This window comes from Microvirga sp. 3-52 (genome assembly GCF_018383585.1).
In the GTDB taxonomy this organism is placed as follows: domain Bacteria; phylum Pseudomonadota; class Alphaproteobacteria; order Rhizobiales; family Beijerinckiaceae; genus Microvirga.
The window spans coordinates 163,665-184,438 of record NZ_JAHAMK010000001.1 but is presented as its reverse complement, the minus strand read 5'-3'; the positions used below and the strand labels follow the sequence as shown (position 1 = coordinate 184,438).

At 63.2% G+C, this 20,774-nt stretch carries 14 protein-coding genes; 4 read left to right on the top strand and 10 right to left on the bottom strand.

Annotated elements, in window-relative coordinates; genetic code table 11:
- Positions 1–10 precede the first annotated feature (10 nt).
- Both KHP60_RS00905 and KHP60_RS00900 read left to right on the top strand, forming a co-directional pair.
- Positions 11–733 carry an ABC transporter ATP-binding protein gene (locus tag KHP60_RS00905; protein WP_213561651.1) on the top strand — a complete coding sequence of 241 codons (723 nt, stop codon included), beginning with the start codon at positions 11–13 and terminating at the stop codon, positions 731–733.
- Complete coding sequence (locus tag KHP60_RS00900) at positions 730–1,962, top strand: ABC transporter permease (protein ID WP_213561650.1); 1,233 nt, start codon at positions 730–732, stop codon at positions 1,960–1,962. The genes KHP60_RS00905 and KHP60_RS00900 overlap by 4 nt, the downstream gene beginning before the upstream one ends.
- Positions 1,963–2,135: 173 nt before the next feature.
- Here KHP60_RS00900 and metH read toward each other — a convergent pair whose 3' ends face one another.
- The 3 genes from metH to KHP60_RS00885 all read right to left on the bottom strand — a co-directional run bounded on the left by metH (position 2,136) and on the right by KHP60_RS00885 (position 7,915).
- Positions 2,136–5,891: a methionine synthase gene (metH, locus tag KHP60_RS00895; protein WP_213561649.1), complete on the bottom strand. Its 3,756-nt coding sequence runs from the start codon at positions 5,889–5,891 to the stop codon at positions 2,136–2,138.
- Positions 5,892–5,996: 105 nt separating this feature from the next.
- Positions 5,997–6,902, bottom strand: coding sequence for a methylenetetrahydrofolate reductase [NAD(P)H] (gene metF / locus KHP60_RS00890; RefSeq protein WP_213561648.1), 906 nt, complete (start codon positions 6,900–6,902; stop codon positions 5,997–5,999).
- Positions 6,902–7,915, bottom strand: a complete 1,014-nt coding sequence (locus KHP60_RS00885; protein ID WP_213561891.1) for a metalloregulator ArsR/SmtB family transcription factor — start codon at positions 7,913–7,915, stop codon at positions 6,902–6,904. The genes metF and KHP60_RS00885 overlap by 1 nt, the downstream gene beginning before the upstream one ends.
- A gap of 1,109 nt (positions 7,916–9,024) precedes the next feature.
- On the opposite strand from KHP60_RS00885, the gene KHP60_RS00880 reads away from it, so the two are divergent.
- Entirely contained in the window at positions 9,025–9,276 is a 252-nt protein-coding gene (locus KHP60_RS00880; RefSeq protein ID WP_213561647.1) for a hypothetical protein, read from the top strand.
- A gap of 203 nt (positions 9,277–9,479) precedes the next feature.
- On the opposite strand, the gene KHP60_RS00875 is transcribed toward KHP60_RS00880, so the two are convergent.
- On the bottom strand, positions 9,480–10,958 hold the full coding sequence (locus tag KHP60_RS00875; protein WP_311924515.1) for an AMP nucleosidase: 1,479 nt from the start codon (positions 10,956–10,958) through the stop codon (positions 9,480–9,482).
- 180 nt (positions 10,959–11,138) lie between these two features.
- On the opposite strand from KHP60_RS00875, the gene KHP60_RS00870 reads away from it, so the two are divergent.
- Positions 11,139–12,086, top strand: coding sequence for a restriction endonuclease (locus KHP60_RS00870; protein ID WP_213561646.1), 948 nt, complete (start codon positions 11,139–11,141; stop codon positions 12,084–12,086).
- A gap of 105 nt (positions 12,087–12,191) precedes the next feature.
- Here KHP60_RS00870 and ettA read toward each other — a convergent pair whose 3' ends face one another.
- The 6 genes from ettA to KHP60_RS00840 all read right to left on the bottom strand — a co-directional run bounded on the left by ettA (position 12,192) and on the right by KHP60_RS00840 (position 20,765).
- Positions 12,192–13,844, bottom strand: a complete 1,653-nt coding sequence (ettA, locus tag KHP60_RS00865; RefSeq protein ID WP_213561645.1) for an energy-dependent translational throttle protein EttA — start codon at positions 13,842–13,844, stop codon at positions 12,192–12,194.
- 248 nt (positions 13,845–14,092) lie between these two features.
- Positions 14,093–15,436, bottom strand: coding sequence for an erythromycin esterase family protein (locus KHP60_RS00860; RefSeq protein WP_213561644.1), 1,344 nt, complete (start codon positions 15,434–15,436; stop codon positions 14,093–14,095).
- Between the two features lie 169 nt (positions 15,437–15,605).
- The gene (locus tag KHP60_RS00855) at positions 15,606–17,351 is read right to left on the bottom strand and encodes a M14 family zinc carboxypeptidase (RefSeq protein ID WP_213561643.1); all 1,746 of its coding nucleotides are present in this window, start codon (positions 17,349–17,351) and stop codon (positions 15,606–15,608) included.
- The gene (locus KHP60_RS00850) at positions 17,348–18,205 is read right to left on the bottom strand and encodes an ABC transporter permease (RefSeq protein WP_213561642.1); all 858 of its coding nucleotides are present in this window, start codon (positions 18,203–18,205) and stop codon (positions 17,348–17,350) included. Before KHP60_RS00850 ends, KHP60_RS00855 begins: the two co-directional genes overlap by 4 nt.
- Positions 18,206–18,210: 5 nt before the next feature.
- Entirely contained in the window at positions 18,211–19,131 is a 921-nt protein-coding gene (locus KHP60_RS00845) for an ABC transporter permease (protein ID WP_213561641.1), read from the bottom strand.
- Between the two features lie 107 nt (positions 19,132–19,238).
- Positions 19,239–20,765, bottom strand: a complete 1,527-nt coding sequence (locus KHP60_RS00840) for an ABC transporter substrate-binding protein (protein WP_213561640.1) — start codon at positions 20,763–20,765, stop codon at positions 19,239–19,241.
- Positions 20,766–20,774 lie beyond the last annotated feature (9 nt).

Here is a 20,774-nt window from a genome sequence, read left to right as displayed (position 1 = left end):
GGGAGCACCCGTGGCCCTCATCGAAACGCGCGATCTGAGACGGGTCTATGAACTCGACGCGGCCCGCGTCGTGGCGCTCGACGCGGTGTCGCTCGACATCGACAAGGGTGATTTCGTCGCCGTGATGGGTCCGTCCGGCTCCGGAAAATCCACGTTCATGAACCTCATCGGCTGTCTCGACAAGCCGACCGGCGGCCATTACCGGCTCGCCGGCACGGCCGTCGAAAGCCTCGATGCGGATGGCTTGGCGCGCCTGCGCAACCGCGAGATCGGTTTCGTCTTCCAGCAGTTCAACCTGCTGCCCCGCACCGATGCGCTGGGCAACGTCGAACTCCCGATGATCTATGCAGGCTGCGACCGCAGGACGCGCCGTGACCGGGCTCTCCATGCGCTCGGTCGCGTCGGCCTCGCCGAGCGGGCGCATCACCGCCCGATGCAGCTGTCGGGAGGACAGCAGCAGCGCGTCGCCATTGCGCGCGCGCTCGTCAACAGCCCGAGCCTGCTGCTCGCCGACGAACCCACCGGCGCTCTCGATAGCCGCACGGCGAGCGAGATCATGGCCCTGTTTCAGGAACTCAACCGCGAGGGCGTCACGATCGTGCTGGTCACCCATGATGCCGAAGTCGGGCGCCACGCGCGTCGCCTCGTCCGTTTCCGGGACGGCAGCGTGATCGAGGATCACCGCCAGTCGCCGGTCGATGCAAGCGCGCTCGCCCGGGAGGCTGCGGAATGAGACTGGTCGAAGCCATCCGCTCCGCCCTCTCCGCCATTCTGGCGAATGCCCTGCGCAGCCTGCTCACCATGCTTGGCATCGTCATCGGCGTGGCCGCCGTCATCGCCATGGTGGCGATCGGCTCAGGCGCGCGCAATCTCGTCGATCAACAGATCCGCTCCCTTGGGGCGAACCTCGCCATCGTCACCCCAGGGAACGTGACGCAGGGTGGCGCAAGACTCGGCGCGGGTGCAGCTTCATCCCTCACGGATGAAGACGCGGAGGCCATCCGCCGCGAGGTCGACGGCGTGGTCGCGGCAGCCCCTTTCGTGCAGGGCGGCACGCAAGTCGTCGCGGGCGGCAGCAACTGGGGCACGCGCATCTACGGCATCGATCTCGACTGGTTCTCCGCCCGCGAGTGGGATGTTGCCACCGGGCGTACCTTCGACCCGGAAGAGGTCCGCCGCGGCGACATCGTGATCCTTCTCGGTCAGACGGTTGCCCGCAACCTCTTCGGAGAGGACGATCCCATCGACCAGATCGTGCGCGTGCGCAACGTGCCCTTCCGCGTCATCGGTGTCATGGCGCCGAAGGGCCAATCGGCCTTCGGGCAGGATCAGGACGACGCCGTCTTCGTGCCGCTCGATGCCGGCCGACGCCGCGTGATCGGGCGCAACTACGCCAAGGACGGATCCGTCGGCTCGATCTTCGTGAAGTTCGCCCACGAGAGTGACATCCAGCCGGGCATCGAGACCATGACCGAGCTCCTGCGCCAGCGGCACCGCATTGTGGCCGAGCACGAGGACGATTTCTCGATCCGGAACCTGACGGAGATCGCCAACACTGCGTCCGCCTCCGCCAACACGCTCTCCATGCTGCTCGCCGCCGTCGCCGCCGTGTCGCTTCTGGTCGGCGGCATCGGCATCATGAACATCATGCTGGTCTCGGTCACCGAGCGCACCCGCGAGATCGGCCTGCGTTTAGCGGTCGGGGCGCGGCCGCGCGACATCCTGAGCCAGTTCCTGATCGAGGCGACGACGCTCTCCACCATCGGCGGGGCCCTCGGCATCGGCCTTGGCGTGGGCGCCGCCTATCTCGTGGCGCAGCTCGCCGGCTGGCCTTCGCTCGTGTCGACGAACGCCACCCTCATCGCGGTCGGCTTCTCGGCGCTTGTCGGCATCTTCTTCGGGTTCTATCCGGCGCAGCGCGCGGCCAAGCTCGATCCCATCGAGGCGCTGCGGCGCGAGTGAGATTGTGTGGAGGTCGCGAAGTCATCTCGCTGCGCATGGTGACGACCGAAGCCGCTCTTTACCCATCATTCGCCAGCCTTGTGCCGGTGATGACGAGACAGAGCGTGTGGCGCTCCAAACGATCGAGATGGCCGGGACAAGCCCGGCCATGACATGGGAGGCTCGTCGGAGCCTTATTCCGCCGCCAAGATGCGATACCTTGCCGGATCGTAGTTGAGGATCGGAGCGAGCCAACGTTCGACCTCCGTCACACTCATGTCCTTGCGCGCCGCGTAATCCTCCGCCTGATCCCGCTCGACCTTGGCGACGCCGAAGTAATAGGCGTCCGGATGCGACAGGTAGAGACCCGACACGGACGAGCCCGGCCACATGGCATAGGATTCGGTGAGCGTCACACCGATGCGGCGCTCGGCCTCAAGCAGGCTGAACAGGGTCGCCTTTTCGGTATGATCGGGCTGTGCGGGATAGCCGGGCGCAGGACGGATGCCCTGGTACTCCTCCCCGATCAACCCCTCGTTCGTGAGGTTCTCGTCAGAGGCATAGCCCCAGAACTCCTTGCGCACGCGCTCGTGCATGCGCTCCGCGAACGCCTCCGCCAGACGGTCGGCGAGCGCTTTCACCATGATCGAGCGGTAATCGTCGTTGGCACGCTCGAAGCGTTCCGCGATGCGCACTTCCTCGATGCCGGAGGTGACCACGAAGGCACCGACCCAATCCGGCCGTCCACTCTCGACGGGCGCGACGAAATCGGACAGGCAGATATTGGGCTTGCCGTCCCGCTTCGAGAGCTGCTGGCGCAGGCCGTAGAAGGTTGCAAGCGGCTCCGTGCGGCTCTCGCCCGTGTAGAGACGGATGTCGTCCCCCACCGCGTTGGCGGGCCAGAAGCCGATGACCGCTTTCGGATTGAACCAGCGCTCGTCTACAAGTTGCTTGAGCATCGCCTGCGCGTCGTCCCAGAGCTGCCGCGCGGCTTCGCCCTGTTTCTCGTCTTCGAGGATCGCCGGGAAGCGGCCCTTCAGCTCCCAGGTCTGGAAGAACGGCGTCCAGTCGATATAGGGGACGAGCTCGCCGACATCGTAGCTGCGGAACACGCGCGCGCCGGTGAAGCTGGGCTTCGGCGGCTGGTAGGACGACCAATCGATCGCAAGTTTGTTGGCGCGGGCCTTCTCGATGGACAGGCGCTGCTTGTCGGCCTCCGAACGGGCATGAGCGTCGGCCACTTTGCGGTATTCGGAGCGAAGCGTCTCCACATAGCCGTCCTTCATGTCGGGCGACAGCAGGGACGAGACGACGCCCACGGCGCGGCTTGCATCCGTCACATAGACGGCTTGGCCCTTATGGTAGTTCGGGTGGATCTTCACCGCCGTGTGCACGCGGCTCGTGGTGGCGCCGCCGATGAGGAGCGGAATGTCGAAGCCCTCGCGCTCCATCTCGCTCGCCACATGCACCATCTCGTCGAGAGACGGCGTAATCAGGCCTGACAGGCCGATCACATCCACCTTCTCCTTGCGGGCCGTCTCCAGGATCTTCTGGGCCGGCACCATGACGCCGAGATCGAGGACCTCGTAGTTGTTGCAGGCGAGGACCACGCCGACGATGTTCTTGCCGATATCGTGCACGTCGCCCTTCACGGTGGCCATCAGCACCTTGCCGGCCGTGGAGCGCTCCGTACTGCCGGTGGCTTCCTTTTCCGCCTCCATGAACGGCATGAGATAGGCCACGGCCTGCTTCATGACGCGCGCGGACTTCACCACCTGCGGCAGGAACATCTTGCCGGCGCCGAAGAGATCGCCCACCACGTTCATTCCGGCCATGAGCGGGCCTTCGATCACGTGCAGCGGACGCTCGGCAGCCTGCCGCGCCTCTTCCGTATCCTGCTCGATGAACTCGGTGATTCCGTTGACGAGCGCATGCTCGATGCGCTTCGCGACCGGCCAGGAGCGCCATTCGAGATCGGCGGCCTTCGGAGCGCCCGAGCCGTCGCCCTTGAAGCGCGGAGCCGCCTCCAGCAAGCGCTCCGTCGCGTCGGGTCGGCGGTTGAGCACCACATCCTCGCACAGCTCGCGCAGCTCCGGGTCGATCTCGTCATAGACGGCGAGCTGCCCCGCATTCACGATCCCCATGTCCATGCCGACCTTGATGGCATGAAACAAGAATACGGAATGCATGGCCTCGCGCACCGGCTCGTTTCCGCGGAAAGAGAAGGACAGATTCGACACGCCGCCGGAGATGTGCGCATGCGGCAGCGTCTCGCGAATGATCCGGGTCGCCTCGATGAAGTCGACCCCGTAGCCGTTGTGCTCCTCGATGCCGGTGGCGACCGCGAACACGTTCGGGTCGAAGATGATGTCCTCGGGCGGGAAGCCGACCTGCTCGGTGAGGATCTCGTACGCACGCGTGCAGATTTCGACCTTGCGCTCCAGCGTATCCGCCTGGCCCTGCTCGTCGAAGGCCATGACGACGACGGCAGCGCCGTAGGAGCGACAGATCTTCGCGTGCTCGATGAAAGACTCCTCGCCCTCCTTCATGGAGATCGAGTTCACGATGGCCTTGCCCTGGATGCACTTGAGGCCGGCCTCGATCACGTGGAACTTGGAGGAATCCACCATCACCGGCACGCGGGCGATGTCGGGCTCGGCCGCGACGAGATTGAGGAACTCCACCATGGCCTTTTCGGAGTCCAGCAGGCCCTCGTCCATGTTGATGTCGATGATCTGCGCGCCGTTCGCTACCTGATCGCGCGCCACGTCGAGGGCGGCCGCATAGTCTCCATTGGTGATGAGCTTGCGGAACTTGGCGGAACCCGTGACGTTCGTGCGCTCGCCCACATTCACGAAGGGAATGTCAGAGGTCAGGTTGAAGGGTTCGAGACCCGACAGGCGCATGAGCGGCTGCATCTTCGGCACCACACGCGGTGTCTTCCCCGCCACGGCCTCGGCGATGGCCCGGATATGATCCGGCGTCGTGCCGCAACAGCCGCCGACCACGTTGACGAGCCCCGCCTCGGCGAATTCCGCGAGCATCGCGGCCGTCGCCTCGGGACGCTCGTCGTAGAGACCGAACTCGTTGGGCAGGCCCGCATTCGGATAGGCGCAGACCAGCGTGTCGGCGACCTTGCCGATTTCCTGGATATGTGCGCGCATCTCGCGGGCTCCGAGCGCGCAGTTGAGGCCGATCGAGAACGGCTCCGCGTGGCGCACCGAATGCCAAAAGGCCGTGGGCGTCTGGCCCGACAGCGTACGACCGGAGAGATCCGTGATCGTGCCTGAGATCATGATCGGCAGCGTCACGCCCTTCTCGGCGAAGACCCGATGCGTCGCGACGATGGCAGCCTTGGCATTCAGCGTGTCGAAGATCGTCTCGATGAGAATGATCTCGGAACCGCCATCGATGAGCCCCCTCACCTGCTCGGCATAAGCATCCCGCACCTGATCGAAGGTCACCGCGCGATAGCCCGGATTGTTCACGTCCGGCGAGATCGAGAGCGTGCGGTTCGTCGGCCCGACGGCACCGGCCACGAAGCGGCGGCGGCCATCTTCTTTTTCGGCAATGAGCGCCGCTTCGCGCGCAAGGCGTGAGCCCTCGAAATTCAGATCGTAGACGATCTCCTCCATGCCGTAATCGGCCTGGGCGATGGAGGTGCCGGAGAAGGTGTTGGTCTCGACGATGTCCGCGCCTGCCCGGAAGTAGTCGAGGTGTACGTTGCGCACCGCATCCGGCTGCGTGAGGATGAGCAGGTCGTTGTTGCCCTTGACGTCCTGCTTCCAGTCCTTGAAGCGCTGCCCCCGGAAATCCTCTTCCGAGAAGCGCGAGTTCTGCAGCTCCGTTCCCATCGCGCCGTCGAGCACGAGAATCCGCCTGGAGGCGGCATCACGGAGCGCGTTGATCACGTCAGCGCCATTGGCCGGGCGAGGAGTATATGCAGCCATTCGATCTGTTCTCTTTTCATCGCGGTCGGAGTTGCGCCGACAGGCGAGGCTCTTTCAAGGCAGGCAAACACGAGTGCCCGGCTCGCGAACCGGGCCTCACGAAACTCAAGCTGCGGCTTTCACGCTCTGATCGCGCAATCCGAGCAGATGGCAGATGGCATAAACCAGATCGGCGCGATTCATGGTGTAGAAGTGGAACTCGTTCACGCCGCGGTCGACGAGATCGATCACCTGCTCGGCCGCAACGGCGGCTGCGACGAGCTTGCGCGTCTCGACGTCGTTCTCCAAGCCCTCGAAGCGGGAGGCAAGCCAGCCTGGCACGCTCGCACCGGTCTTGGAGGCGAAGTTCGCCGTTTGCTTGAAGTTCTGCACCGGCACGATGCCGGGCACTATGGGAATATCGATGCCCCGTGCGCGCACGCGGTCGAGATAGCGGAAGTAATGATCGTTGTCGAAGAAGAACTGGGTGATGGCACGGTCCGCGCCGCAATCGACCTTCGCCTTCAGCACGTCGATATCCGCATCGAGCGACGCGGCCTCGGGATGCTTCTCCGGATAGGCCGATACGGAGACCTCGAAATCGCCGATCGCCTTGATGCCGGCCACGAGGTCACAGGTCTGCTGGTAACCGCCAGGTTGTGGCTCATAGGCCGTGCCGATGCCGGATACCGGGTCGCCGCGAAGTGCCACGATGTGGCGCACGCCGGCATCCCAGTAGGAGTGAACGACCTCGTCCACTTCCTCTTTCGTCGCTGCGACGCAGGTCAGATGCGCGGCTGGCTTGAGATGGGTTTCCTGCACGAGACGGGAAACCGTCGTGTGCGTACGCTCACGGGTCGAGCCGCCGGCGCCATAGGTGACGGAAACGAATTGCGGATTGAGAGGGGCGAGACGCTGGATGGAGGCCCAGAGCGTCGTCTCCATCTCCGGGGTCTTCGGTGGGAAGAACTCGAAGGAGACCTTGATCGGACAGGAGACCTGCCGGCTCGGGCGAAGGGTGAGCGGTGACATCAGGCGACCTCTCTGTCGGGTTCACTCATGGGCCAATCCGTCACCACGCGACGATCCTGGCCAAGCCAAAGGGATACGGTCAATTGCTCGTCGCCCTTCTTCGGCGGAGCGATCTCACGGTTGAGCGTGCAGTCGAGCCCTGCCTCGTCGAGCCAGCCTGCCACCTGAGAGGAGGCGAAGCCGAGACGGCGATGGGCCTGGACCTCTCGCAGGAATTCGAGATTATGCGGTGCGAAATCGACCACGAGGATCCGCCCGCCGGGCGCCACGAGACGCGCGGCCTCGCGGATCGCGCGGGCTGGGTCATCCAGGTAATGCAGCACCTGATGGATGACGACAAGATCGAAGGTATTGCGCGGGAACGGAGGAGCATAGATGTCCCCCTGGCGCAGCTCGATGCCTCGCAGGTCCGCCTTTTCCAGATTGGCCCGTGCCACGGAGAGCATGGCGTGACTGGCATCGAGGCCGACCGTGCGGTTGGCCCGCGGCGCCAGCAGCTGCAGCATGCGGCCGGTGCCGGTGCCGAGATCGACGAGATTGCGGATCTTGGCAGAGCCCAGGGTATCGAGGACGGCGGCCTCGACCACCGCTTCGGGCGCATGGAGGGAGCGGATCCGGTCCCAGTCCGGCGCCAGACGGGAGAAGAAGGCCTGCGCGGCCTGCGAGCGCTGGGCGCGCACGCCCTCGAGACGGGTGCGATCCTCGAGCAGTTGCGGATCGGAGCGGTCGAGGCTCTCCAAGGTCGGGCGAATAATGCGAAGCGCCACACCGCGGTCGGTGAGCCGGAAGAAAGCCCAAGCCCCTTCCCGGTGCCGCTCCACGAGGCCGGCCTCGACGAGAAGCTTCAGGTGGCGGGAAATGCGCGGCTGGGACTGCCCGAGGATGTCCGTGAGGTCGGAAACGGAGAGTTCGCCCTCCGTCAGCAAAGCCAGGATCCGCAGACGCGTTTCCTCGGCGGCGGCCCGCAGGACGTCCAGGGTGAGATCCAGTGACGGAGGCGGGGTGTCGGACACAGCCAATCTCGCTCTTACATATAAAGATATATTTATATCTATTTTGGATCGGGGGCAAGGGAAGCTTTGGCCCGGGGTTCGGCATCCCTGTCGCTCCCTTTGCCATGCCTGGCCGGAGATGGCGGGGCTATCGCAGGAGATCCACCCGCAGTCCCGGCGCCACGGGGCTCCTTCCCTTGCAAGGGCTTTCGCCCGCTGCAGCCGGGCATGATGACATCTCCGCCTCCCGTCGTCCCGGAGCCCCGCAGCGGAACCTGGTACCCTGCCGGCACAGGAGAGGACACGGCGGCGGCCGCTGTGTGCGGATCGGGAGCGTCATCGTTCCGGGTTTCCACACCCGCGGCCCTTCCGGTCAAGCTCTCGCTGAGTCTCGTCCCGGAACGACGGCGCAGGTCACTTCTCCGCTCATCTTCCCGTCATCCCCGGGCCTATTCCGGGGATCCCCGTCGTTGCGCCGCTGCGGTTCCGGAAGGCGTGGGTGGCCCGGACTGATTCTCGGCTCATATCCGGGGGCAGACGATCTGGAATGACACGCGCTGGCGTCATCGCCTCCTCCGGCGTCATGGCCGGGCTTGACCCGGCCATCCCGATGCTGAGAGGCGCTGTGCCTTTCCGATCGGGATCACCGGCACAAGGCCGGCGATGACGTGGAGGGCGTGGTCAGGCCTGGGGACAATGTTCTCACTTTGTTCTTGACACTGTGTTGCACACAAGCTAGAGAGTTGCCTTAGATCGGTTCCTGACGAGGGGCGCGCTCGAGGCGTCGCAGCGTGGGAGCCCGCACACTCCAGTGTGCCGGTCACGCAAGCCCGCATGACAGGAGGCCCAGGAGGTGGGCGGGTAGTCGGGATCGGTCGCAGGCCCCCGTCGCGCAGACGACCCCGCCTGCGGCGGTCGACTGAGCCTGCCTCTCCTGTCCGCCTAAAGAAGCCGTGCGCGAAGCGGCCGTCCGGCTCTTCCATCAAACCCATAGTCATCGAGCCGGGCCGCCACTCGCGCCACCCTCGATTGCCTTCAAACCCGGGGCTGATCCAGCCCCGGGCCGCAGGCGCACGCCTTCATTCCTTCCAATCCCTTTCCCGTCAGTTCATTCCTTCGGGGGTTTCATCATGAGCCGCGTTCAGCACATCCTCTCCCGCCTGCCCGATGCCGATGTGCTGCAGGTACCGCTGACCTGCCGCAGGAGCCGCTGCCGGCGCACGGGCCAGTGCCAGGGCGGCTTCGGGCCGCCATGCTATCTGGCATGCTATCTGGAAGACCCCCAGGTCTTCGTGGACGGCGTGCGCGGGCAGATGCAGGAATATCGGGAGTTCTGGTACAGCCGACACCGGGCCATCAAGGCGGAGGAGCGGCGGCGGTGAGGAATGAGCCGCCGAGGCGGCCAATACACCTGCTCCGTCCTGGGTCGCACCCTCTGCCGTCACGGCCGGCCTTGTGCCGGCCATTCTGATGCTGAAAAGCGCCGCGCTCTTCGGATCGCCCCCCCGGGACAATCCCGGTGAGCCCGAGACAGCGGCTGAGGCCGCCGCTCAAGATCCATGAGGAGTGCCGTAGATTCGGCGGCTTAGCGGAACGGCGGTTCGTCGAAGCTGCGCAGCTTGCGCGAATGCAGGGAGGATCGCTGACCCTTCAGGATGTCGAGGGCGGCGAGGCCGATCATGAGATGCTCGCTCACCGCACGCTCATAGAAGGCATTGGCGGCGCCCGGCAGCTTGATCTCGCCGTGCAATGGCTTGTCCGAGACACAGAGCAGCGTGCCGTAGGGAACCCGCAGGCGATAGCCCTGAGCCGCGATGGTGCCGCTTTCCATGTCCACCGCGATGGCGCGGGACAGATTGATCTGCCGCCGTTCCTGACTCCAGCGCAGCTCCCAATTCCGATCGTCGTAGGTCACGACCGTCCCGGTGCGCAGGCGCCGCTTCAACTCCTCGCCCCGTTCGCCGGTGACCTGCACGGCCGCGTCCTGCAGGGCCACCTGGATTTCGGCCAGGGCCGGTATCGGGATTTCCGGCGGCACGGCGCCATCCAGAATATGGTCGCGGCGCAGGTAGCCGTGGGCCAGCACGTAATCGCCGATGGACTGGGACTGACGCAAGCCGCCGCAATGCCCGACCATGAGCCAGCAATGGGGCCGCAGCACCGCCAGATGATCGGTGATGTTCTTCGCATTCGATGGGCCGACGCCGATGTTGACCAGGGTCACCCCATGCCCATCCTGGCGCATCAGGTGGTAGGCCGGCATCTGGAACCGGTGCCAGGGCGTGGAGCCGATCAGCTCTTCGACGACGGCCTCGTCCAACCCCCGCTCGATGGTGATGCCGCCCGGCAGGACGAGCTTCGTATAGGGCCCCTCCTCGTTCGCCAGTTCCTTCACGGCCCAGCGGATGAACTGGTCCACATAGCGATGATAGTTGGTGAGCAGGATCCAGGGCTGGACACAGCGCCAGTCGCTGCCGGTGTAATGCACGAGACGGCGGAGCGAATAATCGACCCGGGCCGCGTCGAAGAGCGCCAGGGGCCGCGCCTCGCTCTCATGGAACACCCAGGTGCCGTCGGCGATCTCGTCTCCCACCTTGGCGAGAAGCGGAGTCGGGAAATATTGGGCGAGTTCGGAAGCGGAATGGGCTCCGCGGCCCAGCTCGTCGCCGCGCTCGAAGATGTAAGGATAGGGAATTTCCTGGTCGCTGACGCCAACCTCGATGGTGGCGCCGTAATCGCGGACGAGGAAATTCAGCTGCTCCAGCAGGTAGTTCCTGAAAAAGGCCGGCTGCGTGATCGTGGTGGCATAGACGCCCGGGCCCTGGAATTTGGCATAGGCGCGCTGCTTCACCGGCGGCACGGAGGTCGAGCGGTAATCGAGGCGAAGTTCCGGATAGCGGAAGCGGGACCGCTCGAAGGGTGTGGGTGCCGTGCGGGTGGAAAAGAAATGATCGAGAGCCTGGCGCTGCGCCTCCATCGCGCTGTCATGAAGCGCAATGAGCTGTTCGACGGCTTCTTCAGGCGTGGCAACGGATTGGAAGGTGGAGATATGATCGGCTGGCACGTGGACTCTCTTCTTATGTCTCGTGCCTCAAGGGTCATACACCGTTTCGCTCAACAATCCAATGATTGCCTATGTAGGAGAATGCCCCCTCTTGAGTGAAGCAGTGGAAGTTCTTGCGAGATCCTTGCCCCGAGGCGGGCGTATCAGTATCACTGTATATCTATAACATCAGAGACTCGCATGGCAATTCCAGATCCTAAGTCTATCCCAAATTGGGAAGGTGTAATGCCAGCAGTACTCGACCTATTGGCAATGAGCGAATTCTCGACAGATGAGCTTGCGGGCAAGGTAGCGGATAGGTTTGGATTGGACGAAGAGCAACGATCCCGACTGCTCCCTTCAGGACGAGAGCTTACAATTACTAATCGCGTCCGCTGGGCACGCTACTGCCTCCTCAAGGCTGGCCTATTAACGCGTCCGACCAGAGGGAAGTACATTATCAACGGGTCAGGAAGAGATTTGTTGGCGAGTGGAAAGCCAGTCTCCGATGCTACTCTTCGCGAAATCAGCCCCGAATATCGTACTTGGGCTGAACGTAGCTCTGACAAGGCAGAGAATGATATTTCCGCTGCGTCACAAACGTCTGAGAAAGCTGCAATACCTTTAACTCCGGATGAACAGATTGACGATGCAGTGCGTGAACTCGAATTTGCTGTGCGCTCTGAGATTCTTGAGAGGGTAAAAGCACAGACGCCACAGTTCTTTGAACAGCTGGTCGTAAAACTTATGCTTGCTATGGGCTATGGCTCGTCCTTCGCAAGCGTCATGCAGCAGGTTGGACGTCCCGGTGATGGCGGAATCGATGGTGTCATCGATGTCGATATCTTAGGTCGTGATCGTCTTTATCTTCAAGCTAAGAGATACACATCCGGATCAGTAGGCCGTCCGGAGATGCAAATGTTCATCGGAGCTCTAACGGGCAATGCCGCCCGTGACGGTGTGTTTGTCACAACATCGAAATTTGCCCCAAGCGCCGTAGCCTACTTGAGCACTGTACCCTTCCGGGTTGCTCTCATCGATGGAGATCGATTAGCTGATCTCATGATCAAATACGGAGTTGGAGTGCGGACAGATAGGTTGATCGAAATCAAAAGAATTGACGAAGACTTTTTCCTATCTGACGAATAGAGAAGCTCAACCTATGCCAATAACTATCCCAAATCGTCCTAGACGAGCGTGTTAAAAGATCGGGCACAAACTTGAATTCGCGCCCGACCCATCTTTCAACTAAATTTACCGCGCGAACTTCTTGTACTTGATCCGGTGCGGGATCGTGGAATCCGTGCCGAGGCGGCGCTTCTTGTCCTCCTCGTAATCGGCGAAGTTGCCCTCGAACCATTCCACGTGGCTGTCGCCCTCGAAGGCCAGGATGTGGGTGGCAATGCGGTCGAGGAACCAGCGATCGTGCGAGATGATCACGGCGCAGCCCGCGTAATCCTCCAGCGCCTCTTCGAGCGCCCGCAGGGTATCCACGTCGAGGTCGTTGGTCGGCTCGTCGAGGAGCAGGACGTTCGAGCCGGACTTCAGGATCTTGGCGAGGTGCACGCGGTTACGCTCGCCGCCCGAGAGCACGCCCACCTTCTTCTGCTGGTCGGAGCCCTTGAAGTTGAAGGCGCCGCAATAGGCCCGGGCATTGATCTCGCGCTTGCCGAGATAGAGCACCTCGTTGCCGCCGGAGATCTCCTCGTAGAGGGTCTTGTTGGCGTCGAGCGAGTCGCGGCTCTGGTCGACATAGCCGAGCTTCACGCTCTCGCCGATCTGGATCGAGCCTTCGTCCGGCTGCTCCTGGCCCGTGATCATGCGGAAGAGCGTGGTCTTGCCGGCACCGTTCGGGCCGATGATGCCGACGATGCCGCCCGGCGGCAGCTTGAAGGACAGGCCATCGATCAGGAGCTTGTCGCCAAAAGCCTTCTTCAGGTTGTCGAACTCGATGACGTTGTTGCCCAGGCGCTCCGCAATCGGAATGATGATCTGGGCCGTGGTAGGGCCCTTCTCATTGGCCTTGGCCACGAGTTCCTCGTAGCGCTGGATACGGGCCTTCGACTTGGCCTGGCGGGCCTTCGGCGAGGCCGACACCCATTCGCGCTCGCGCTCGATGGTGCGCTTATGCGCCTCGTCCTCGCGGCCCTCCTGCTCCAGGCGCTTCTGCTTCTGCGTGAGCCAGGACGAGTAGTTGCCCTCGTAGGGAATGCCCCGGCCGCGGTCGAGCTCGAGGATCCAGCCGGTCACGTTGTCGAGGAAGTAGCGGTCGTGGGTGACGATCAGGATCGCGCCCGGATAGCTGCGCAGGTGCCCTTCGAGCCAAGCGGTCGTCTCGGCGTCCAGATGGTTGGTCGGCTCGTCGAGGAGCAGCAGTTCGGGCTGCTCCAGGAGCAGCTTGCACAAAGCCACACGGCGGCGCTCGCCGCCCGAGAGCTTGTCCACGGACCAGTCGTCCGGCGGGCAGCGCAGGGCGTCCATGGCCTGGTCGACCTGGGAATCGAGATCCCACAGGCCCTTGGCCTCGATCTCGTCTTGGAGACGGGTCATCTCGTCCGCCGTCTCCTCGGAATAGTTCATGGCGAGTTCGTTGTACCGGTCGAGGATCGCCTTCTTGACGGCCACGCCCTCCATGACGTTCTCGCGGACGTTCTTCGACGGGTCGAGCTGGGGCTCCTGCGGCAGGTAGCCGACCCGCGCCCCCTCGGCGACCCAGCCCTCGCCGGTCCAGTCCGTATCGGTACCGGCCATGATGCGCAGCAGGGTCGACTTACCGGCGCCATTGACGCCGAGTACGCCAATCTTGGCATCCGGGTAGAAGGACAGATGGATGTTATCCAGGACCTTCTTGCCGCCTGAATAGGTCTTGGTGAGGCCACGCATGTGGTAGATGAACTGACGGGACACGGAAAAGCCCTGCTGATCGAGATGTGAATGGAGTTGGCCGTCAGTTAGCAGGGGCAGACGGCGGGGGCAAGGCGGAGGAGTGACGCCGTGCCTCGTCTCGCCGCACTCTCCTCGTCATGGCCGGGCTCGTCCCGGCCATCCAGACCCTGTGAAACGCACCGCTGTACAGACCGGGATCACCGGCACCGGGCCGGTGATGACAGGTGGCGCGTATGGGCAGGACAGGCTCCCCGGGATGACACCCGCTCCTAAAGCCCGAATGGATAGGTCTCCGGCATCCCCTTTCCATGCGCATGCGTGAGCGGCGTCACCGCCTTGGTCTCCTCGAACCAGATGAAGGCATCGAACTGCTCCGCCAGGACGGCCTCGAAGTAATGGCTGTAGAGCTCGGTCTCCGGGCGGTAGACCACGCCGATGGCCCGCTCCAGGCGTGGCCGTGAGAGAACCTCCATCAGGTCGGCTTGGCCGTTCTCGCGCCAGTCGGTCAGGAAGCACCCTAGGCCCGTATCCCGGAAGACGCGCTCGTGACTGTCGGGCCGTGCCGGGCGCACGTCCTTGACTTGCATCGGCTCGTCCCAATCGTCCGCAGCCGCCACCGTGCCGCGGTCGGTCCCGAACCCGATCAGCACGGCCTCGCCGTGATAGGACTTGCGGCAAAGCTCGCCGATATTGAACTCACCCTGCCAGCCCATGGCCGTGGCGGCCGCGTTGCCGATATGGGAATTGTGGGCCCAGATGATCGCCTTGGCGTTATCGCGCCGGGCAAGCAGGCTCTGCAAGGTTTCGAACATGTGCCGATCGCGCAGGTTCCAGGACTCCGTCGCGCCCTCATACATGATCCGGTAGTAGTGCTCGGCCGCGTGGACGATCTTGGCGTTCTGCACTGCATCGAAGAAGGCTTCACCCCCATCGGCCTGGAGGTAGTCGATGCGCTTGCCGATAATATCCTGGAGCTGGCGCAGCAACGCCTCGTCGCAAGGCTTCTTCTGTCCGGTCAGGACGGCGCGGCCGTAACGGGCGGGATCCGACTGCCAGGGACTGAGACAAGCGTAGCGTCCCCTCGCCTCCCTGGCCTCCTCCGGGTCGACCTTGTCGAGGTAGTCGAGAACGGAGCGGATCGACGCGTTCAAACTATAGACGTCGAGGCCGCGGAACTCGGCACGGTCATCCTCCGGGCGCTCCTTGTTGTACTCGCGCATCCAGTTGACGAAGTCATAAACCTCTTCGTTGCGCCACATCCAGGTGGGGAAGCGCTCGAAGGCTGTATCATCCCCATCGCGCACATGGCGGTGACGCACATAGGCATCGATGCGCGCCGCATCCGGCCAATCGGCTTCGACGGCGACGATGGAAAAGCCGTGCTGCTCGATCAGGCGCTTCGTGATCGCGCCACGGGCACGGTAGAATTCCGAAGTGCCATGGGTCGCCTCGCCCAGAAGCACGATCTTGGCGTCGGAAAACCGGTCGAACATGGCGCCGAAAGCTTCTTCATCGGAAATCGGCGCCAGGGTTTCCCCATGCTCGCGCACGAGATCGACGGCCTCCTTGAGGGATGCGTCGTTCTCGCTCTGCTTCCAGGACCACCGGGCCATGGCTTTCGCTCCGCAAGACCGGCCCCTGCGTGCCGGCTCCGCCGAAGAACGACAGCGGGACTCGGCTTGTTCCAGGCGATGGACGCACCCGTCGCTGGAAGGGGAACAGGAGATCAGACGGATACCGTCCCGCTCATGTCCATGCCGAGCAACTCCCTGACCGGCAATCCTATGACACCCTCGCCATGATTGACGCGAATGCCTCCTCGGCCGCGATGACAGTCGCCATCTGCACCGTATGCGCAAAGCGGTAAGCCTCGCCGTAGATCGTCTCGTCGGGGAATTCGGTGATGAGGGTCAGCGGTGTTGGATGGCGCTCGTCCGCGGTGATCAGGCAAGGCACATCGTTGATGATCTCATAGGGTGTCCCGCCGGAATGCATCGAGCAGATCTCGATCTGACGGCGGTTGAAATCGGCCAAGCCCGGCACCGCCGACAGGCCTGTGGTGACAGCTTCGATCAGAGTCCTCGCCGTCTCGGCCCATGAGGGATGATGCCTCATGATCAGGAAGAAGCCCTTTGGGATCGTCCAGAGCTCGAACCCGCGCGGCAGATACCCGGTCAGCGGCCTGGTCCATTCATGGGCCGGATAACCGTGGAGGTTGAGGTGCAACTGGGCACCCGACATCTCCAGCGCCTGGTTGCGCGCGCCGATCTCATAAAGAGGCCCACCTTGGCCATATTCGAGATCGTTGCCGAGAGAGGTATAGCGCGCCGCATGATGCATGTGGCGCGGATTGCCTTCGCACAGACGTCCATGCAGCGCATAGCCGTCAGGGTTCTCGACCGGGATATAGGCGATGTTGGCGTCCGGATTGGCCAGCAGGCGGCGCACGGCTCTCAATGTGCCGACTGGAGCCGATGTCTCGTTGGCATGCTGCCCGCTGGTGACGAGAACGGCCGGGCGCGAACCGGCCCGGTAAATTCCTTGCACAGGGCGTCCCTCCCGAGAGATTCCCTCGAAGGTCTCGCCGTGAAGCGCTGCGAGCTCTCGGTGAATCTGCGCAAGACCAGGCGCGGCATCCGCCGTCTCGATGTCCTGCTCGGGCTTCACCGGGTCCTCCGGTGCCCCGAAAGCGCGAAGCGTGACACGCACATGCGCGTCGCCCTCGCCGGCGCGGATATCCGGCACGATCTGGCCCGGCTGCACGCTGCGATCCTCCGGTGGGCGGCCGGACTTGCGCTTGAAGAATTCGAGCAGCGAGAAATAAAAGTCCTCGTGCAGCGCCTCGCGCGTGCTCATGACCTCGTCGCCATAGTCGAGCGGACGCTCGATGCCGGGGATCGTCACGTCGATGGCGAGCGTCTCCGCATAGGGCTCCGCCTCGGGCCATTCGTGCGCAGCGACGACCCTCATGACCCTGTGGAACACCTGCTCCATCTCGGTTTCGAGCGGCTCATCGAGATCCGATGCCTGGTCCGGCCGCCCAGTGACCTTCAGCCAGCCGGTCGGCGTGAGATCGACCTCGTCGAGATGGTTGGGGCGAAGCCTGTTCGGTGCGAGGACCGCATGCTCCGCCACATGTCCGTTCGTGTACTCGAGCGTGACAAGATAGTTCAGATCGGCGTCACCTGGCTCGAAGTGGGTCTCGGCGTCAAGCAGGGCCGCCAGAGGATAAGCCTCTAGGAGGAAACGCAGGCGGTCCGCCTCCTCGTGCACAGGATATCGTACGGTGACGCGTTTCAGATCGGTGGTATCGAGTTCTTCGAGAAAGGCATGGACGAGCGGCTTGTAGGCGCTGCGCAGCCGTGCCCGAACGCCGGCCTCCGCCAACAACGCCTCGGCGGCGCGGCGTGCCGTCTCATCCTCGAACAGCCACGCCTCGAGCGTCACGCCGCGATGATCATTCCTGGCCCAGTCGCGCAGGAGGGTTTCGAGAGTGCGCGGGATACGTTCGTCGAGCAAAGTCGTCATCGTGAACTCTGTCCTGTCGGATCGAGAAGGTCGCGCAGCCAGTCGCCCAGAAGGTTCAGGCCGAGCACGGTGAACATGATGGCAAGGCCCGGAAACACGCTGACCCACCAGGCCGTCTGCAGATAGGTGCGTCCATCGGCCAGCATGCCGCCCCAGCTCGGAATGAGCGGATCGACGCCGAGGCCCAGGAAGGTGAGGCTGCTTTCGAGAAGGATGTTGTTGGCCACGTTGAGCGTCATCAGGATGACGACGGGACCAAGCACATTGGGGAGGATATGAGTGAATATGATGCGTCCGTTGCCGACGCCGATAGCGCGGGCCGAGAGGATGAACTCCCGATCTCGCAGCGCCAGCACGGAGCCGCGCACCAGGCGCGCATATTGCACCCATTGCGCGAGGATCATGAAGAAGATCACCTTGTCGACGCCGGTGCCGAGAATGGCGAGGAACATGATGGCGACGAGGATGAAGGGAAGTGCGAGCTGAATGTCGGCAAAGCGCATGAGCAGGATCTCGGCGATGCCGCGATAGTAGCCTGCGACCAGCCCGACGAGCGTTCCCACGGTCACCGCTCCCATCACCGAGAGAATGCCGACGGTGAGCGAGATCTTGCCGCCGACGATCACGCGCGCCAGCACGTCACGACCAAGGGGATCGGTGCCGAGAGGATGCGCGATATCCTGGAAAGGCGGGGTGAGACGGGCCATGAGGTCCATGCTCTCGCCGCCATCAGGGAAGAGAAATCCCGAGAACAGCACGGCCAGCCCCATGCCACCGGTAAGCAGGAGGCCGAGAACGAGTTCGAGCGATCGAAAGTGCCAGCGCGCCGACGACACAGCCTGAGCGGCAGCCATGGGCCCTACTCCGTCCGGATACGCGGATCGATAAGCCCATAGGCGATATCGACCAGAAGATTGATGAGAACGATGAAGAGCGCGAGTACCGTGATGGTGCCCTGCAACACCGGGTAGTCGCGGTTCGAGATAGCATCGAACGCGAGCGTGCCCATGCCGGGCCAGTTGAACACCCGCTCCACGATCACGATGCCGCCGATAAGGCCGCCGAACTGCAGCCCGATATACGTGACGAGCGGAATGGCTGAATTGCGCAGGGCATGCTTGTAGAGGACGACCCGGTCGCGCAAACCTTTGGAGCGCGCCACCATGATGTATTGCTGCGAGAGCGTTTCCAGCATGGAGGTGCGCACGAGGCGCACATTCGTGGCCGTGAGAATGATCGCCATGGTGAGCGCCGGCATGACGAAACTCTCCGGGCCCTCCATGCCGCTGGGCGGCAACAGGCCGAGAACGATGGAGAACAGCAGCACCATCATGATGGCGAGCCAGAAATTCGGGAATGACAGGCCTACCAAGGACAGAATGCGGATCATCTGATCCGGCCAGCGCCCCCGGTTCACCGCCGCATAGACGCCGAGCGGCACGGACAGGACGATGGATGCGAGGAGGGACGCAAACGCCAGCAGGAGAGTGGCCGGCAAGGCATTGGCAATGAGCATCGAAACGGGCGTTCCGCCCATGAAGCTCTTGCCGAAATCTCCCGTTACCATGCCTTCGAGAAAGCTGAGATACTGGACGTAGAACGGCCGCTCGAGCCCGAGCGACTGCCGGATGTTCTGCAGATCCTGCTCGGTGACATTGCCGCCACCCATCAGCATGATCGCAGGATCGCCCGACAATCTGATCGCGAACGAGACGATCAGAGTTACTGCGAGGACCACGAAAACAGCCTGCAACAATCGTTTGAAGATGAAGCCCGCCATGGGGTGGCCCTTCTTGGCTCTTGGAAAAACGGCCCCGCTTGCGCGGGGCCTCCATTCACATCTTGGTTCCGGACAGTACCGCGAGTAGCAATGTCCTAGGCTATTCGTCACTCGACGGTCGTTTCCGTGAACCGGAAGCGGCTGTCTGCGGGCGCATCGAAATTCTTGACCCGCTTGTTCACGCCAAAAATCGTGTTCTGGTTGTAGAGCGGGATCTCCAGCGCCTGATCGGCCACGTAGCGCGCGATCTCCTGCAGAACCTTCTCACGCTCCTTCACGTCGTACATCGTGCGCTGCTTCTCGAGCAGGGCGTTCAGCTTGGGATCGTTGTCGTAAGGGTTCCACTTCTCGCCAGAGTGATACATTAGGTAAGCGGTGTTGTCGTAGTCGAAGGTCCATCCGCCCCAGGCATTGTGCCAGGCTTCGCCTGTCTTGCCGTTCGGAATGATATCGTTGAGCAGCACCGGAGGTTCGTGCGGCTGGAGCGAGGGCTTGAGACCGAGGGCCTGGAGGAAGCCCGCGGCGGCCTGAGCCACCTCGCGGAAGGTCGCGTCATTGCCGCGGAAATCGATCCTCACCGGCGCACCAGCCGGGACCTTCGCCTGCTGCAGCATCTGCTTCGCCTTGGCGAGATCGAAGGGCAGCGGCTTCAAACTCGGATCGTAGCCGAAGGACAGATCGGACTGGAAGCTTGCGATCGGTTTTCCGTGACCGAGGAGCACGGCCTTGATGATCGCCTCGCGGTCGATTCCCATGATCAGCGCCTTGCGGACATTCACGTCCTTCGTGATGCCGTCCCGGGTATTGAGGCGCAGGGCGACGACCGTTGGGCCGGTGATGCTGATGAGGCTCAGGTTAGGGCTTTTTTCCACCGTCGGCGCGAGGCCGAACGGAATGAGGGTTGCCACATCGATGCGGCCCGCCTGAAGCTCGGCCACCTGTGTGTTCGCCTCCGAGATGAAGCGGGTCACGACCTTGTCGAGTTTCGGTGCGCCGCCCCAATGCTCGGGGAAGGCCTCGAGGGTGAGGCTGACCTTGGGGCTGTATTCCACGAACTTGAACGGACCCGTGCCGACCGGGTTCAGGTTGAAGTGAGCGTCACCCTTTTCCTGGATGTACTTGGGCGGCACGATCATGCCGCCATAGCCGGCAAGCTTCGTCAGCAAGACGGGATCCGGCTGCTTCATGATGAAATCGACAGTGTTATCGTCAATGACTTCCACACGATCGATGGTATTGTAGTTCGACTGCTGCGGTCCCTTCCTGCCTTCGTCGCCAAGCAGGCGATCGAAGGTAAACTTCACGGCCGCCGCATTGAACGGCTCGCCGTTGTGGAACTTTACGTTCTGGCGCAGCTTGAATCGGATGCGGCTGTTGTTGTCGAGAAACTCCCACGACGTTGCGAGGCCAGGCCTCAGCTTCATGTCGGCGCCGCGAGCAGTTAACCCGTCGAAGAGGTTGTTGGCGGCGGACGACCAATTGACCAGAAAGGTATCGATCGGATCCCAGCTGCCGGGATCGATGGCAACGGCCGTGGTCAGCGTCCCGGCGGCCTGAGCACCAGATACCATCACGGGTGCCAACGCGACAGCGGCCGTCAGGCCGAGCACTTTCATGGTGGTCGAAAACTTCATCTTATGTCT